Raw genomic sequence first — 14,886 nt, 5'->3', positions numbered from 1 at the left:
CCGCCATGAGCCAAGCCGTAGCCCCGCAGAACAGTGTCAGCAGCCTTACCGCGCTGCTGGTGCCGCTGGCCGACCGTACCCTGCTGCTGCCCAACGTGGCAGTAGCGGAGCTGATTCCCTACCGCCCGCCGCATGTCACGCCGGGGCTGCCATCCTGGTTCCTCGGCCAGGTGGCCTGGCGCGACCTGCAGCTGCCGCTGCTGTCCTTCGAAGCCGCCTCCGGTGGCCAGCCGCAGATCGGCCCGGGGGTGCGGGTGGCCGTGCTCAACGCCATGGGCGGTCGTGACCAGGTCAAGTTCATCGCCCTGCTGGTGCAGGGTATTCCGCGCTCGATGAAGGTCGATAGCCACCTGCAGCGCGCCAGCGCCGAGCTGGCGCCGCTGGAGTTGGACGCCGTGCAGCTCGGCGAGGCGGTGGTGAAGATCCCTGACCTGATCGGCCTGGAGCAGAAGCTGGCGGACGCCGGCCTGATCTGAAATGAACTCGGTCCAGCTGGCGCGCCTCGGCGACCTGGAGGTCGCCAGCAGCTGTGTGGCGGGCCAGCAGTTCGACAAACACAGCCACGACGAATTCGTCATCGGCGCCAACCTGCTCGGCGAAGAGCGCATCTGGCTGGACGGCCGCAGCTTCAGCGCCGGCGTCGGCGCCATCACCACCTACAACCCCGGCGAGATCCAGGGCGGGGGTGCGGCCGAGGGCCAGCCCTGGCGCTATGTCAGCCTCTATGTGCCGGCGGCGCAGCTGGCAGATCGTCTGGGCCGCGCCGACCTGCAGTTCGAGCGCCCCGTGCAGCAGGCACCGCACCTGGCCCGCGAGCTGGCCTGTGCGGTGGCGGCCTGTTTGAGCGCAGACGCGCTGCTGCGCGGGCGTGGCGAAGAGGGCGTGACCCTGCTGCTCGGACGGATCGCCGCAGGAGCGGGCGTGCGCCTGAATGCCGAGCGGAGTCTGGGGCATACCGCCGTGGTGCGTCTGCAGGAACTGCTGGCGGCTGATTTGCAGCAGACCCCGAGCCTGGAGCAGATGGCCGCTGAAGTGGGCCTGTCGCGCTTCCATCTGTTGCGCAGTTTCCAGAAACACACCGGGCTCAGCCCGCGACAGTGGGCCATGCAGCTGCGCACTCGGCGTGCCCAGGGCCTGTTGCGCCTGGGGCTGCCGGCCGGCGAGGTGGCCCATCGTCTGGGCTTCGCCGACCAGAGCCATCTCAACCGCCATTTCCGCGCTGCCTACGGCATCAGCCCCGGGCGCTACCAGGCCTGCGTGCGCGCCTAGCAGCGCAATCCGGTTCAAGTCGACGCCGGCCGCAGCCCGGATAATCCGCCTGATCGACGAATGCGGAGTGCTCCCGATGCTGGCCATCTTCCTTGCCGCCATGCTGTTCGGCCTGGCCTTTTGTGCGTCCCCTGGCGCGGTATTCAGCGAGACGCTGCGCCGTGGCCTGACCGGTGGCTTCCGCCCGGCGCTGCTGGTGCAGCTCGGATCGCTGATCGGTGATGCGGTCTGGGCGCTGATCGGCCTGACCGGTCTGGTGCTGCTCCTGGCTCAGGACAGCGTGCGCGTGCCGCTGACCATTGCCTGTGCGGCCTATCTGGTCTGGCTTGGTATCCAGGGGCTGCGCGATGCCTGGCAGCCGCCGACGCAGGAGGAGGGCAGCGCACAGGGGCGCAATGCCTTCGGCGCGGGCGCACTGCTGTCGTTGTCGAACCCGAAGAACATCGTGTTCTGGGGCGCCCTGGGCAGTGCGCTGGCGGGGATCGTCGAGGGTACGCCGAGCCAGGCGCAGATGGCGGTATTCTTCGCCGGCTTCATGGTCGCCTCGCTGCTCTGGTGCTTCATCTGCGCGGCGCTGGTGGACTGGCTGCGCCGTCACACCTCGCTGCTGTGGCAGCGCATCAGCTATGCCGGCTGTGGCGCGCTGCTGCTGATGCTGGCCGGGCTGACCCTGCGCGGCCTCTGAGGCCGTCATGAAAAAGCCCCGGACCTTGCGGTACCGGGGCTCGGGTATTACGGGGTCAACTCAGCGCTGGGATTCCACCGGGCTTTGCAGCTCGGCGGCCTTTTCCCCGGCCAGGTTGTCCTCGGCGCGGTGGCCGCCCCAGTAGTCGGCATTCTTGATACCGAGCTTCTCCGGGTGGAACACCGGCTCCTTGCCTTCCTTCTGCTGCGCTTCGTAGTCCTTCAGGCACACGAATGCAGTCTTGTGCATCAGCACGATGGCGATGATGTTCAGCCAGGCCATCAGGCCCACGCCGAGGTCGCCCAGGCCCCAGGCCAGGTCAGCGGTCTTCACGGTACCGTAGACGGTGGCGCCGATGATGGCGGCCTTCAGCACCAGCGTCATCCAGGGACGGTTCACCTTGCGGTTGATGTAGGCGATGTTGGTTTCGGCGATGTAGTAGTAGGCCACGATGGTGGTGAAGGCGAAGAAGAACAGCGCCACGGCGACGAAGATGTTGCCAAAGCCAGGCATGATGTTTTCCATCGCGGTCTGCACATAGCCCGGGCCTGCGGCGACGCCGGCGATGCCGGTGAACAGCGCGCTGCCATCCGGCGCCTGCACGTTGTACTGGCCGGTGATCAGCAGCATGAAGGCAGTGGCAGAGCAGACGAACAGGGTATCGACGTATACCGAGAAGCCCTGCACCAGACCCTGCTTGGCCGGATGGCTGACAGCGGCGGCGGAGGAGGCATGCGGGCCGGTCCCCTGGCCGGCTTCGTTGGAATACACGCCGCGCTTCACGCCCCACATGATGGCCAGGCCGAGGATGGCACCGAAGCCGGCATCGAGGCCGAAGGCGCTCTTGAAGATCAGCGTGATCACTTCCGGCAGCTTTTCGATGTTCAGCATGACGATGACGCAGGCGACCAGGATGTAGCCCAGCGCCATGAAGGGCACCACGAACTCGGCGAAGCGGGCGATGCGCTTGACCCCGCCGAAGATGATCAGGCCGAGGATGATGGCCAGCACGGCAGCCGTGGTGTTCGGGTGTACGCCCAGCGCGGTCTGCACGCTGGAGGCGATGGAGTTGGCCTGCACGCCCGGCAGCAATACGCCACAGGCGAACACGGTCACTACGGCAAAGACCCAGGCATACCATTTCATGCCCAGACCCTTCTCGATGTAGAAGGCCGGGCCGCCGCGGTACTGGCCGTCGATCTTCTCCTTATAGACCTGGCCGAGGGTGGATTCGACGAAGGCCGAGCTGGCGCCGAGGAAGGCCACCATCCACATCCAGAACACGGCGCCCGGGCCACCGAAGGTGATGGCGGTGGCGACACCGGCGATGTTGCCGGTACCTACGCGGCCGGCCAGGGTCATGGTCAGGGCCTGGAAGGAGGTGATGCCGTGTTCGTCGGTGCGCCCGTTGAACATCAGGCGGATCATTTCCTTGAAATGGCGGACCTGCAGGAAGCGGCCACGCAGGGAGAAGTAGAGACCGACACCCAGGCACAGGTAGATCAGCGCCGGGCTCCAGACCAGCCCGTTGAGTGTGTTGACCAGTTCGTTCATTTAGTGCTCCTAGAGCCGCAGGCCTGCAACGGCTCCCTTGTGGGAAAGCGCGGAGCCCGGGCGAATTGTTATTGGAGTGAGGTCTGGCGATGCGCCCGAACCTCGGCAGGCACGCAGCGCGGTGGTAGGCCGCCGCTTCGCTCCTGGCGCGCAGAGCATGCCAGAGAGGGACGGGCTTGCCTTCCTTGCAAGTCACATCTTGTTACGCCCAGGCGACAGCGGTAGACGCTAGAAGTCGCCCCACAGCTGCTGGGCCACGGCCAGCGCCACCACCGGCGCGGTCTCGGTGCGTAGTACGCGCGGGCCGAGGCGCGCGGCGTGGAAGCCGGCGGCCTTGGCCTGTTCGACCTCGGTCTCGCTCAGTCCACCCTCAGGGCCGATCAGGAAGGCCAGGCTGTGCGGCCGGGCATGGCTTTCCAGCGGCGCGGCGACCGGGTGCAGCACCAGCTTCAGCTCGGCCTGCACATGCGCCTGCCACTCGGCCAGAGTGATTGGCGCGTGGATCATCGGCAGCACCGAGCGCCCGCACTGCTCGCAGGCGCTGATCGCCACCTGGCGCCAATGGGCCAGGCGCTTGTCGGCGCGCTCGTCCTTCAGGCGCACTTCACAGCGCTCGGAGACGATCGGGGTGATCTCGCCGACACCCAGCTCGGTGGCTTTCTGGATCGCCCAGTCCATGCGCTCGCCGCGTGACAGGCCCTGGCCCAGGTGGATACGCAGGGGCGATTCGGCCTGGCCGGCGAGCTGCTCGCGCAACTCGACCCGCACCGCCTTCTTGCCCACTTCGATCAGTTCGCCCAGATATTCCAGGCCGCTGCCGTCGAACAGCTGCACGGCGTCACCCGCGGCATGGCGCAGCACGCGGCCGATGTAGTGGGCCTGGGCCTCGGGCAGTTCGTGCTGGCCGAGGGACAGCGGGGCGTCGACGAAGAAGCGGGACAGGCGCATGCAGGAGGTCACCTTGGGAAAGGCGGCTATTTTAAGCGCGTTCGCGCATTCCGGTCAGGCGCGCGGTTGCAGCAGCCACACCATTTCGTCCGCCGGGCACCGGCCTTTGAGGCCACCCGCCAGCGGCTGGCGTGCCAGCGGTTGCAGCTGGTAGTGCTGGCCATACAGCTCGGTCAGCTCCTCGGCCAGGACGGCGAAGGGCGGTCCCGGCAGCTGGCTCTGTTCGTAGTCGAAACTGATAAGCAGCTGGCGCGCACCAGCGCTGATCGCGGTCAGGTGGCTGGCATAGCGTGAGCGCAGCGTGGCGGGCAGGGCCACCAGGGCGGCGCGGTCGTAGATCGCGTCCACCGGGCCCAGCTGCTCGCGGTTAAGGGCGAAGATGTCACCGACGAAGACCGTCAGGTTGTCTGTGTCGTAGCGCTGCAGCGCGTCGTTCAGCACCTGGATACGGGGTGTCGCGCCCAGCTCGGCGAACAGCTGCTGCACCGCCAGTTCGCTCAGCTCGACGCCCACGACTCGGTAGCCGGCGGCCAGCAGCCAGGCGATGTCCAGGGTCTTGCCGCATAGCGGCAGCAGCACGCGGCCAGCGCTGGGCAGGGCGAGGGCGGCGCAGTGGGTGACCAGGAGTGGATTGGCCGCCGGTTCGTGAAAACCGATCTGGTTGGTCGCCCAGCGGTCGTGCCAGAAACTGTGCTCCATGCCGTTAGCCCGGATCGCGGTGGTTGGGATAGAGGTCGGCCTGCACCGCGACGCTGAGCGACTCGCGGGTGGCGATGTCGATGCCTGCGCTGGCCACCTCGGCGAGGAAATCGATCTGCTCGGGGGTGATCACGTAGGGCGGCAGGAAGTACACCACGCTGCCCAACGGGCGCAGCAGGGCGCCTCGCTCCAGCGCGTGCTGGTACACCGCGAGGCCGCGGCGCTGCTGCCAGGGGTAGGCGGTCTTGCTCGGCTTGTCCTGCACCATCTCGATGGCCAGGGCCATGCCGGTCTGGCGCACTTCGGCGACATGCGGGTGGTCCTTGAGGTGTTCGGTGGCGCTGGCCATGCGGGCACTGAGTGCCTTGTTGGCCTCGATCACGTTGTCCTGCTCGAAGATGTCCAGGGTCGCCAGGGCTGCGGCGCAGGCCAGCGGGTTGCCGGTGTAGGTGTGCGAGTGGAGGAAGGCGCGCAGGGTCGCGTAGTCGTCGTAGAAGGCGCCGTATACCTCATCGGTGGTGAGTACGGCGGCCATCGGCAGGTAGCCGCCGGTCAGGGCCTTGGACAGCACCAGGAAGTCCGGGGTGATGCCGGCCTGCTCGCAGGCGAACATTGTCCCGGTGCGGCCGAAGCCGACGGCGATCTCGTCGTGGATCAGATGCACGCCATAACGGTCGCAAGCTTCGCGCAGCAGCTTGAGGTACACCGGGTGGTACATGCGCATGCCGCCAGCGCCCTGGATCAGCGGCTCGACGATGACGGCGGCGACCTCCTGGTGGTGCTCGGCCAGGCACTGCTCCATGGCAGCGAACATGCTGCGCGAATGCTCCTCCCAGGTGGCGCCTTCCGGGCGCAGGTAGCAGTCCGGGCTGGGCACCTTGAGGGTGTCCAGCAGCAGCGCCTTGTAGGTGTCGGTAAACAGCGCCACGTCGCCCACCGACATGGCTGCCACCGTCTCGCCGTGGTAGCTGTTGGTGAGGGTGATGAAGCGTTTCTTGCCGGGCTGGTCGTTGTTGATCCAGTAGTGGTGGCTCATCTTCAGCGCCACCTCGATGCCGGAGGAACCGTTGTCGGCGTAGAACACCTTGGACAGGCCCTCCGGGGTGATCTTTACCAGGCGCTCGGACAGCTCTACCACCGGCGCATGGGTAAAGCCGGCGAGCATCACGTGCTCCAGGCTGTCGAGCTGTTCGCGGATGCGGGCGTTGATGCGTGGGTTGCCATGGCCGAACACGTTGACCCACCAGGAGCTGACTGCGTCCAGATAGCGCTTGCCGTCGAAGTCTTCCAGCCAGACCCCGTCACCACGGCGGATCGGGATCAGCGGCAGGCGCTCGTGATCCTTCATCTGGGTGCAGGGGTGCCACAGCACGGCGAGGTCGCGCTGCATCCATTGGGTGTTCTGGCTCATGGCTGATCTCCGATACGACAGTGGCTGAGACTACCAGAAGGCTTGCGGGGATACGCCGCCTGCCGTTCGTCCATGCCAACGTGCCGTCCAGGGCCGTTGCTGCGAACCATCATGGGTAATTGCTGACTAAGGCGTCAGCGTTTAATCATCTGGTTACTCGATATTTCGAAGCGAAAAATTCCGCTTTTAATCGATGACTTTGCCGCTAGGCTGTTTCCCATTCGCTTACACGGAAGACTTCTCATGCAGTTGCGCAATTCCGACTCCACTTACGGCCTGGTCAGCATCCTGCTGCACTGGCTGGTGGCCCTGGTGGTATTCGGCCTGTTCGGCCTGGGGCTGTGGATGGTCGGTCTGGACTACTACAGCGGCTGGTATCGCACCGCGCCGGACCTGCACAAAAGCATCGGCCTGGTGCTGTTCGCGGTGATGCTCGGGCGCCTGCTCTGGCGCTTCGTCAGCCCGCCACCGGCGGCTCCGGCCAACCATGGCCGGGCGACTCGCCTGGCGTCCAAGGCGGGCCATGCGTTCCTCTATCTCGCCCTGTTCGTCCTGATGATCAGCGGCTACCTGATTTCCACCGCCGACGGCCGCGGCATTGCCGTGTTCGGCCTGTTCGAGGTGCCGGCGACGCTGACCAGCATTCCGGACCAGGCCGATGTCGCTGGCGCCATCCACGAATACCTCGCCTGGGCCCTGGTGATTTTCGCCGGCCTGCATGCCCTGGCAGCGCTCAAGCACCATTTCATTGACCGTGACGCCACCCTGGTGCGCATGTTCGGTCGCACCGGCAAGTAACCCACAAGGAGACTGTTAATGCTCAAGAAAACCTTCGCCGCCCTGACCCTGGGCGCCGCTCTGTTCGCTGGCCAGGCCATGGCTGCCGACTACGCCATCGACAAGGAAGGCCAACACGCCTTCATCAACTTCAAGATCAGCCACCTCGGCTACAGCTGGCTGTACGGCACCTTCAAGGACTTCGACGGCAGCTTCAGCTTCGATGCCAAGGCCCCGGAAGCCAGCAAGGTGAGCGTCAAGATCAACACCGCCAGCATCGACTCCAACCATGCCGAGCGTGACAAGCACCTGCGCAGTGGTGATTTCCTCAACGTCGACAAGCACCCGACTGCCACCTTCGAGTCCACCTCGGTCAAGAGCACCGGCGAAGGCACTGCCGACATCACCGGCAACCTGACCCTCAACGGCGTGACCAAGCCGGTGGTGATCGCCGCCAAGTTCCTCGGCGAAGGTAGCGACCCGTGGGGCGGCTACCGCGCCGGCTTCGAGGGCAGCACCAAGCTGAAGCTGAAGGATTTCAACATCCAGAAGGACCTCGGCCCGGCTTCTCAGGAAGTGGAGTTGATTCTCTCGGTGGAAGGCGTGCGCCAGTAACGCCATTGCCGAACGCAGCAAAATGAAAAAGCCGGCCCAGTGCCGGCTTTTTTGTGGTTTGGCCCAGCGGATGGGCATAAAAAAGCCGGCCATTGGCCGGCTTTTGCAGAGCGCAGGTAGTTACTCCGCCGTATCGCTCTTGCGCGTCAGCAGTGCCGGCTTCTCGCTGCGCGGGCGGCTGCCCGACAGGCTTTCCAGCTGCTCCAGCGTTGGCAGGCGCTCACCCTTGCGGATGATCAGCGGCTGCTTGGCCGCGCGGCTGTCCTGTACCGCCGGCTCCTGGCGCTCGTAGCGGGGCTCGTCACGGCGCCCGCCGCCCTGGCGCTGGCCCTGGCCGCCACGGTTGCGGTTCTGCCCCTGACCCTGGCCGCCCTGGCGTTGCCCCTGCTTCTGCCCGCCTTGACGCTGGCCCTGGCCACCCTGACGCGGCGCGCCCTGGGCGCGCCCTTGCCCACCCTGGCCGCGCTGAGCACCACTCTGGCCACCCCGGCGCGGATTCCGGCCCTGCGGTTGCGGCTGGGGCGGCACATAGTCGGCGCGGTTGCCGAAGTTGTCGAACTCGTCGTCGAGGAACTCCTCGGGGTCACGCTCCGGCGGCAGTGCCAGCGGGGCGGCCGGCTTGCCGGCCTGGCGCTGCGTGTTCTGCTGCGGCTGCTGGCCGGCTTCGCCCTTGCCTTTGCCGCGGCGACGCTTGCGCTTCTTGCCCTGGCCGTCGCCGGCTTCACCGTCGGCCTTGGGTTCGTGCTTGGGCTCGTGGCGCGGTTTGTCGGCGCGCGGCTGGCGCTCCGGACGCGGACCACGGGCTTCCGGCTTCTCTACCTCGACACTGGCCGGGTCGAAGCCCTGCATGTCGCCGGCGGGAATCTGCTGCTTGGTCATGCGTTCGATGGCCTTGAGCAGCTTCTCCTCGTCCGGTGCCACCAGCGAGATGGCCTCGCCGCTGCGGCCGGCACGACCGGTGCGGCCGATGCGGTGGACGTAGTCTTCCTCGACGTTGGGCAGCTCGTAGTTGACCACGTGCGGCAGCTGGTCGATGTCCAGACCACGGGCGGCGATATCGGTGGCGACCAGGATGCGCACCTGGTTGGCCTTGAAGTCGGCCAGGGCCTTGGTGCGCGCATTCTGGCTCTTGTTGCCATGGATCGCGGCGGCCGGCAGGCCATGCTTGTCCAGGTACTCGGCGAGACGGTTGGCACCGTGCTTGGTACGGGTGAACACCAGTACCTGTTCCCAGGCACCGAGGGTGATCAGGTGCGCCAGCAGGGCACGCTTGTGCGTGGCCGGGATACGGAACACGCGCTGCTCGATGCGCTCGACCGTGGTGTTCGGCGGCGTCACCTCGATGCGCTCGGGGTCGTGCAGCAGCTTGTTGGCGAGGGCGATGATGTCCTTGGAGAAGGTCGCCGAGAACAGCAGGTTCTGGCGCTGCGCCGGCAGGCGGGCGAGGACCTTCTTCACGTCGTGGATGAAGCCCATGTCGAGCATGCGGTCGGCTTCGTCGAGGACCAGGATCTCCACGCGGGACAGGTCGACGCTACCCTGGCCGGCCAGGTCGAGCAGGCGGCCGGGGCAGGCCACCAGCACGTCGACGCCCTTGGCCAGGGCCTGTACCTGCGGGTTCATGCCGACGCCACCGAAGATGCAGGCGCTGACGAATTTCAGATCGCGGGCGTAGATCTTGAAGCTGTCGTGGACCTGGGCTGCCAGCTCGCGGGTGGGGGTCAGCACCAGCACGCGCGGCTGTTTCGGGCCATGGCGGTGTTCGCGGTCCGGATGGCCACCCGGGAACAGACGCTCCAGGATCGGCAGGGCGAAGCCTGCGGTTTTACCAGTACCCGTCTGGGCGGCGACCATCAGATCGCGGCCTTGCAACACGGCGGGGATGGCCCGCTGTTGCACCGGAGTGGGCTGGGCGTAACCGGCGGCTTCTACCGCGCCGGCCAATGCCTCGGAGAGACCGAGGGAAGCAAAGGACATGTGTAATCCTGTCAATATGGGGCGAAAGCCCGATGGGGAAGAGTCTGGCTTGAATCGCTCTGGTTGAACGATCCCGTCCGGTACTGCTGGGCGATGGGTTGCCGAGCGTCCGGGCGCAAGCCTGGCGTAGAGGCCCGAGTATAACAGAGCCGCTAGTCTGCGCTAGCGTTGCTCTGCCCGGCGGTTGGTGCGGTGGAGTGCTGATGGTAGCGCTGCAGGATGGCGGTGTACTCGGGCGACTGCTTCAGGCGCCGCAGTTCCTGCTCAAAGCTGGGCACCAGTGCGGCGGCTTCGGAGCGTCGGCTGAAGGCTGCATACACATGGTCGCTATAGAGTGGCTGGGGGCTGTAGGCAATCTCATCCTGCACGCCGAGGTTCTTGGCGGTGAACAGGCCGACGGCACGATCGGTGATGACCAGGTCGATGCGGCCCAACATCAACTTGCCGATGTTGGCATCCAGGGTTGGTGCGTCCTCCCGGATAAAGTGCGTGCCAGTGGCGAATGCTTCGTGGCTGTACGCGTAGCCCGGCTCGGTGCCGACCCGCAGGCCCGTGAGATCGTCCACCGAACGGATGTTGTAGGGCCGTGTCCGCGCATGGAATAGGACCATGGCACTCTCGGCCATGGGCTCGCTGGGGAAGATCATGGTCTTGGCGCGCTCGTCACTGTAGAAAGCGTCCAGCAGGATATCCAGCTTGCCATCGGCCATCTTGCGCAGGCAGCGCCGCCAGGGCTCCAAGGTGATTTCATAGCTGACGCCGAGGTTGCTGAGCGCCAGTTGCAGAAGGTCGGCATCAATGCCGCGGACCTGGCCGTCCTCCAGCAGGGTGTAGGGCGGCCATTCGTTTGTGCACACCTTGAGGGGCTGAGCATGGCCGGTGATGCACCAGCCGAGCAGAACGATCAGTGCGGAGACTCTTGCCACGATGCAGTGTCCTCACTCGAGTACCTTTATGACTGTAGTGGGGCTCGTGGCAGAGGTCGGTTTCTTTCGTCTGCTTTTTGTACCGGTCAGCTGACCAGCTTGTAACAGGGTATATACGCGCTGCCGCCCGGCAGCTTCATGCGATGCTGCTCGACGAAGGCATGCAGCAGGCGGTCCAGCGGACGCAGGATGCTCGGGTCGCCCTTGATTTCGTAGGGGCCGTGCTCCTCGATCATGCGGATGCCGTGGGCCTTGACGTTGCCGGCGACGATGCCGGAGAAGGCGCGGCGCAGGTTGGCGGCGAGTGCATGCACCGGCTGCTCGCGAGTCAGGTCGAGCGACGCCATGTTGGCATGGGTCGGCACGAACGGACGCTGGAAGCTTTCGTCGATCTTCAGCAGCCAGTTGAAATGGAAGGCATCGTTGCGCTCGCGGCGGAACTGCGCCACGTCCTTGATCCCCGCAGCCATTTGCCTGGCCACTTCGGCCGGGTCGTTGATGATCATCCGGTAGCGCTGCTGGGCCGTCCGGCCAAGGGTGGCGCCGATGAAGTCATGCAGCTGCTGCAGGTAGGGCTCGGCGCTGCGCGGGCCGGTAAGGATCACCGGGAAGGGCAGGTCGGCGTTGTCCGGATGGGTGAGGATGCCTAGCAGATAGAGGAACTCCTCGGCCGTGCCGACGCCGCCGGGGAAGATGATGATGCCGTGACCGACGCGGACGAAGGCCTCCAGGCGCTTCTCGATGTCGGGCAGGATCACCAGCTCGTTGACGATCGGGTTGGGCGCTTCGGCGGCGATGATGCCCGGCTCGGTCAGCCCCAGGTAGCGGCCGCTGCCGATGCGCTGCTTGGCATGGGCGATGGTGGCGCCTTTCATCGGCCCCTTCATCACGCCGGGACCGCAGCCGGTGCAGATATCCAGGCGGCGCAGGCCGAGCTCGTGGCCGACCTTCTTGGTGTACTTGTATTCCTCGGTGCTGATCGAGTGGCCGCCCCAGCACACCACCATCCGCGGCTCGGCACCGGCGCGCAGGGTGCGGGCGTTGCGCAGCAGGTGGAAAACGTAGTCGGTGATGCCCTGCGAGCTGTCGAAGTCGATGCGCTGGTTTTCCAGCTCGCTTTGCGTGTAGACGATGTCGCGCAGGGCGCTGAACAGCATCTCGCGGGTGCTGGCGATCATCTCGCCATCGACGAAGGCATCGGCCGGGGCGTTGCGCAGTTCCAGGCGAATGCCGCGGTCCTGCTGATGGATGAGCACCTCGAAATCCGGGTAGGCCTCGAGAATGGTCTTGGCGTTGTCGCTGTGCGAACCGGTGTTGAGGATCGCCAGCGCGCATTGGCGGAACAGGGCGTAGATGCTCCCGGAACCGGTCTCGCGCAGCTGCTGCACTTCGCGCTGGGAGAGGGTTTCCAGGCTGCCCTTGGGGCTTACCGAGGCGTTGATCTTGTTGCGTACCAGAGTCATCGAGGCTTCCGTGTCGGACGCGCGCCCGCGTCGGAACGGCGGCGCGCAGGGGGTGTCTGGTATGAGATCGCGCCGCCGCCGCAAAGTTGCCGGGCGGCGCGCTCGCCTCAGCGCGGCAGCTTGAGGTTGTTCCAGATGGCCAGGCTGGCATCGGCCTGGTTGAGGGTATAGAAGTGCAGGCCCGGAGCGCCGCCCTGCAGCAGGCGTTCGCACATTTCGGTCACCACCTGCTCGCCGAAGGCCTGGATGCTGTCCAGGTCATCGCCATAGGCTTCCAGCTGCTTGCGGATCCAGCGCGGAATCTCCGCGCCGCAGGCGTCGGAGAAGCGTGCCAGCTTACTGTAGTTGGTGATCGGCATGATGCCTGGGACGATCGGCAGGTCCACACCCAGCTTGCGTACGCGCTCGACGAAGTAGAAGTAGCAGTCGGCGCTGAAGAAGTACTGGGTGATGGCGCTGTTGGCGCCGGCCCGGCATTTGCGCACGAAGTTCTGCAGGTCGTCCTCGTAGCTGCGCGCCTGCGGGTGCACTTCCGGGTAGGCGGCCACTTCGATGTGGAAGTGATCGCCGGTCTCGTGGCGGATGAACTCCACCAGCTCGTTGGCGTAGCGCAGTTCGCCGCTGGCCATGCCCATGCCGGACGGCAGGTCGCCGCGCAGCGCGACGATGCGCTTGATGCCGGAATTCTTGTACTGGCTGAGCAGGCTGCGCAGCTCGTCCTTGCTGTCACCGACGCAGGACAGGTGCGGCGCGGTCGGCACGCCGACATCACCATCGAGCTGCAGCACGGTGTTGAGGGTGCGGTCGCGGGTGGAACCACCGGCACCGTAGGTGCAAGAGAAGAAATCCGGGTTGTAGCCGGCCAGCTGGCGGGCCACGCCCATCAGCTTCTCGTGACCGGCTTCGGTCTTGGTGGGGAAGAACTCGAAACTGTAGCGACGTTCTTGCGACATAAATCTGGTCCTTGCAGACGCGAAGAAGGCGGGGCGTTGCCGCCCCGCCTTCCCGGTGCATCAGTAGCGGTAGGTGTCCGGCTTGAACGGGCCTTCTACGGTGACGCCGATGTAGTCGGCCTGCTGCTTGGTCAGCTGGGTGACGACGCCACCGAAGCCCTTGACCATTTCCAGCGCCACTTCCTCGTCGAGTTTCTTCGGCAGCACTTCCACGGTCAGGCGCTCGGCCTTCTTCTCCGGGGAGAGGTCGGCGAACTTCTGCTCGTACAGGAAGATCTGCGCCAGCACCTGGTTGGCGAAGGAACCGTCCATGATCCGGCTCGGATGGCCGGTGGCGTTGCCCAGGTTCACCAGGCGGCCTTCGGCCAGCAGGATCAGGTAGTCGTCGTTGGCCGGATCGAAGCTGCCGGCGCCGGTGCGGTGGATCTTGTGCACCTGCGGCTTGACCTCTTCCCACGCCCAGTTCTTGCGCATGAAGGCGGTGTCGATCTCGTTGTCGAAGTGGCCGATGTTGCACACCACGGCGCGCTTCTTCAGGGCTTTGAGCATGCCGGCGTCACACACGTTGACGTTGCCGGTGGTGGTGACGATCAGGTCGATCTTGCCCAGCAGGTCGCGGTCGACGCAGGCCTCGGTGCCGTCGTTGATGCCGTCCTTGTACGGGGAGACCAGCTCGAAGCCGTCCATGCAGGCCTGCATGGCGCAGATCGGGTCGATCTCGGTGACCTTGACGATCATGCCTTCCTGACGCAGGGACTGGGCCGAACCCTTGCCCACGTCGCCGTAGCCGATCACCAGCGCCTGCTTGCCGGACAGCAGGTGGTCGGTGCCGCGCTTGATGGCATCGTTCAGGCTGTGGCGGCAGCCGTACTTGTTGTCGTTCTTGCTCTTGGTGACCGCGTCGTTGACGTTGATCGCCGGGACCTTGAGGGTGCCGGCCTTGAGCATGTCGAGCAGGCGGTGCACACCGGTGGTGGTTTCTTCGGTCACGCCGTGGATGCGCTCAAGCATCTGCGGGTATTTCTTGTGCAGGATCTCGGTCAGGTCACCGCCGTCGTCCAGCACCATGTTGGCGTCCCACGGCTGGCCGTCCTTGAGGATGGTCTGCTCGATGCACCACTCGTACTCTTCCTCGGTCTCGCCTTTCCAGGCGAAAACCGGGATGCCGGCAGCGGCGATGGCAGCGGCCGCTTGGTCCTGGGTGGAGAAGATGTTGCAGCTGGACCAGCGCACTTCGGCGCCCAGCGCGACCAGGGTCTCGATCAGCACGCCGGTCTGGATGGTCATGTGGATGCAGCCGATGATCTTGGCGCCTTTCAGCGGCTGGCTGGCAGCGTACTTGCGACGCAGGCCCATCAGTGCCGGCATCTCGGACTCGGCGATGATCAGTTCCTTGCGGCCCCACTCGGCCAGGGAAATGTCGGCGACTTTATAATCGGTAAAAGCAGCGCTCATGCAAAAGCTCTCCATTCGTTGTCTGCGAATGGGCGCCGTTGATGCGTTTGGGTAACGCCCCATCCGAGCCTGACAGGCGGTCTTTCAGCCTGCTGCAGCGCCCCTCGGACAGGTGGCGGGCATGACCGGGTGAAGCCGGCCATGTGAAGCCCGC

The 14,886-nt window shown here is 65.7% G+C and carries 14 protein-coding genes and 1 riboswitch; of the genes, 5 read left to right on the top strand and 9 right to left on the bottom strand.

Annotated features, from left to right (window positions below):
* The first annotated feature begins 5 nt into the window (after nucleotides 1-5).
* The 3 genes from ACOAPY_RS19745 (at nucleotide 6) to ACOAPY_RS19735 (ending at nucleotide 1,954) form a co-directional block, all read left to right on the top strand.
* Nucleotides 6-476, top strand: a complete 471-nt coding sequence (locus ACOAPY_RS19745) for a chemotaxis protein CheW (RefSeq protein ID WP_465154445.1) — start codon at nucleotides 6-8, stop codon at nucleotides 474-476.
* A 1-nt stretch (nucleotide 477) separates the two neighbouring features.
* Complete coding sequence (locus tag ACOAPY_RS19740) at nucleotides 478-1,269, top strand: helix-turn-helix transcriptional regulator (protein ID WP_465154444.1); 792 nt, start codon at nucleotides 478-480, stop codon at nucleotides 1,267-1,269.
* 76 nt (nucleotides 1,270-1,345) lie between these two features.
* Nucleotides 1,346-1,954 (top strand): LysE family translocator, encoded by a 609-nt coding sequence (locus ACOAPY_RS19735; RefSeq protein ID WP_465154443.1) that lies wholly within the window; start codon nucleotides 1,346-1,348, stop codon nucleotides 1,952-1,954.
* A 60-nt stretch (nucleotides 1,955-2,014) separates the two neighbouring features.
* On the opposite strand, the gene ACOAPY_RS19730 is transcribed toward ACOAPY_RS19735, so the two are convergent.
* The 4 genes from ACOAPY_RS19730 to ACOAPY_RS19715 form a co-directional block, all read right to left on the bottom strand.
* Complete coding sequence (locus ACOAPY_RS19730) at nucleotides 2,015-3,508, bottom strand: alanine/glycine:cation symporter family protein (protein WP_465154442.1); 1,494 nt, start codon at nucleotides 3,506-3,508, stop codon at nucleotides 2,015-2,017.
* A gap of 228 nt (nucleotides 3,509-3,736) precedes the next feature.
* Entirely contained in the window at nucleotides 3,737-4,456 is a 720-nt protein-coding gene (locus ACOAPY_RS19725; RefSeq protein ID WP_465154441.1) for a 16S rRNA (uracil(1498)-N(3))-methyltransferase, read from the bottom strand.
* Between the two features lie 54 nt (nucleotides 4,457-4,510).
* A complete protein-coding gene (gene tmpT / locus ACOAPY_RS19720; protein WP_465154440.1) occupies nucleotides 4,511-5,155 on the bottom strand; it encodes a thiopurine S-methyltransferase in 645 nt (214 codons plus the stop codon).
* A 4-nt stretch (nucleotides 5,156-5,159) separates the two neighbouring features.
* Nucleotides 5,160-6,566, bottom strand: a complete 1,407-nt coding sequence (locus ACOAPY_RS19715; protein WP_465154439.1) for an adenosylmethionine--8-amino-7-oxononanoate transaminase — start codon at nucleotides 6,564-6,566, stop codon at nucleotides 5,160-5,162.
* Between the two features lie 243 nt (nucleotides 6,567-6,809).
* On the opposite strand from ACOAPY_RS19715, the gene ACOAPY_RS19710 reads away from it, so the two are divergent.
* Both ACOAPY_RS19710 and ACOAPY_RS19705 read left to right on the top strand, forming a co-directional pair.
* On the top strand, nucleotides 6,810-7,364 hold the full coding sequence (locus tag ACOAPY_RS19710; protein ID WP_142135883.1) for a cytochrome b: 555 nt from the start codon (nucleotides 6,810-6,812) through the stop codon (nucleotides 7,362-7,364).
* Between the two features lie 18 nt (nucleotides 7,365-7,382).
* A complete protein-coding gene (locus ACOAPY_RS19705) occupies nucleotides 7,383-7,958 on the top strand; it encodes a YceI family protein (RefSeq protein ID WP_076427436.1) in 576 nt (191 codons plus the stop codon).
* Between the two features lie 120 nt (nucleotides 7,959-8,078).
* Here ACOAPY_RS19705 and ACOAPY_RS19700 read toward each other — a convergent pair whose 3' ends face one another.
* The 5 genes from ACOAPY_RS19700 to ahcY form a co-directional block, all read right to left on the bottom strand.
* The gene (locus tag ACOAPY_RS19700; protein WP_465154438.1) at nucleotides 8,079-9,935 is read right to left on the bottom strand and encodes a DEAD/DEAH box helicase; all 1,857 of its coding nucleotides are present in this window, start codon (nucleotides 9,933-9,935) and stop codon (nucleotides 8,079-8,081) included.
* 152 nt (nucleotides 9,936-10,087) lie between these two features.
* On the bottom strand, nucleotides 10,088-10,861 hold the full coding sequence (locus ACOAPY_RS19695) for a substrate-binding periplasmic protein (protein WP_465154437.1): 774 nt from the start codon (nucleotides 10,859-10,861) through the stop codon (nucleotides 10,088-10,090).
* Nucleotides 10,862-10,947: 86 nt separating this feature from the next.
* The gene (gene ppnN / locus ACOAPY_RS19690) at nucleotides 10,948-12,324 is read right to left on the bottom strand and encodes a nucleotide 5'-monophosphate nucleosidase PpnN (protein ID WP_465154436.1); all 1,377 of its coding nucleotides are present in this window, start codon (nucleotides 12,322-12,324) and stop codon (nucleotides 10,948-10,950) included.
* Between the two features lie 107 nt (nucleotides 12,325-12,431).
* Complete coding sequence (gene metF / locus ACOAPY_RS19685; protein WP_465154435.1) at nucleotides 12,432-13,277, bottom strand: methylenetetrahydrofolate reductase [NAD(P)H]; 846 nt, start codon at nucleotides 13,275-13,277, stop codon at nucleotides 12,432-12,434.
* A 60-nt stretch (nucleotides 13,278-13,337) separates the two neighbouring features.
* Complete coding sequence (gene ahcY / locus ACOAPY_RS19680; protein WP_465154434.1) at nucleotides 13,338-14,747, bottom strand: adenosylhomocysteinase; 1,410 nt, start codon at nucleotides 14,745-14,747, stop codon at nucleotides 13,338-13,340.
* Nucleotides 14,748-14,755: 8 nt separating this feature from the next.
* Nucleotides 14,756-14,844: riboswitch (S-adenosyl-L-homocysteine riboswitch) on the bottom strand.
* Nucleotides 14,845-14,886: the final 42 nt, after the last annotated feature.

This window comes from Pseudomonas stagnisoli (assembly GCF_048595745.1).
In the GTDB taxonomy this organism is placed as follows: domain Bacteria; phylum Pseudomonadota; class Gammaproteobacteria; order Pseudomonadales; family Pseudomonadaceae; genus Aquipseudomonas; species Aquipseudomonas alcaligenes_A.
The sequence above is the reverse complement of the archived record's forward strand: the minus strand, read 5'-3'. Positions and strand labels throughout refer to the sequence as shown.

Bases quoted from the DNA above. Each gene is read 5' to 3' on its own strand.
- tmpT (WP_465154440.1), bottom strand. From the start codon at position 5,155: ATGGAGCACAGTTTCTGGCACGACCGCTGGGCGACCAACCAGATCGGT.
- ACOAPY_RS19700 (WP_465154438.1), bottom strand. From the start codon at position 9,935: ATGTCCTTTGCTTCCCTCGGTCTCTCCGAGGCATTGGCCGGCGCGGTA.
- ACOAPY_RS19710 (WP_142135883.1), top strand. From the start codon at position 6,810: ATGCAGTTGCGCAATTCCGACTCCACTTACGGCCTGGTCAGCATCCTG.
- ACOAPY_RS19725 (WP_465154441.1), bottom strand. From the start codon at position 4,456: ATGCGCCTGTCCCGCTTCTTCGTCGACGCCCCGCTGTCCCTCGGCCAG.
- ACOAPY_RS19745 (WP_465154445.1), top strand. From the start codon at position 6: ATGAGCCAAGCCGTAGCCCCGCAGAACAGTGTCAGCAGCCTTACCGCG.
- ACOAPY_RS19735 (WP_465154443.1), top strand. From the start codon at position 1,346: ATGCTGGCCATCTTCCTTGCCGCCATGCTGTTCGGCCTGGCCTTTTGT.
- ahcY (WP_465154434.1), bottom strand. From the start codon at position 14,747: ATGGAGAGCTTTTGCATGAGCGCTGCTTTTACCGATTATAAAGTCGCC.
- ppnN (WP_465154436.1), bottom strand. From the start codon at position 12,324: ATGACTCTGGTACGCAACAAGATCAACGCCTCGGTAAGCCCCAAGGGC.
- ACOAPY_RS19705 (WP_076427436.1), top strand. From the start codon at position 7,383: ATGCTCAAGAAAACCTTCGCCGCCCTGACCCTGGGCGCCGCTCTGTTC.
- ACOAPY_RS19715 (WP_465154439.1), bottom strand. From the start codon at position 6,566: ATGAGCCAGAACACCCAATGGATGCAGCGCGACCTCGCCGTGCTGTGG.
- ACOAPY_RS19740 (WP_465154444.1), top strand. From the start codon at position 478: ATGAACTCGGTCCAGCTGGCGCGCCTCGGCGACCTGGAGGTCGCCAGC.
- metF (WP_465154435.1), bottom strand. From the start codon at position 13,277: ATGTCGCAAGAACGTCGCTACAGTTTCGAGTTCTTCCCCACCAAGACC.
- ACOAPY_RS19730 (WP_465154442.1), bottom strand. From the start codon at position 3,508: ATGAACGAACTGGTCAACACACTCAACGGGCTGGTCTGGAGCCCGGCG.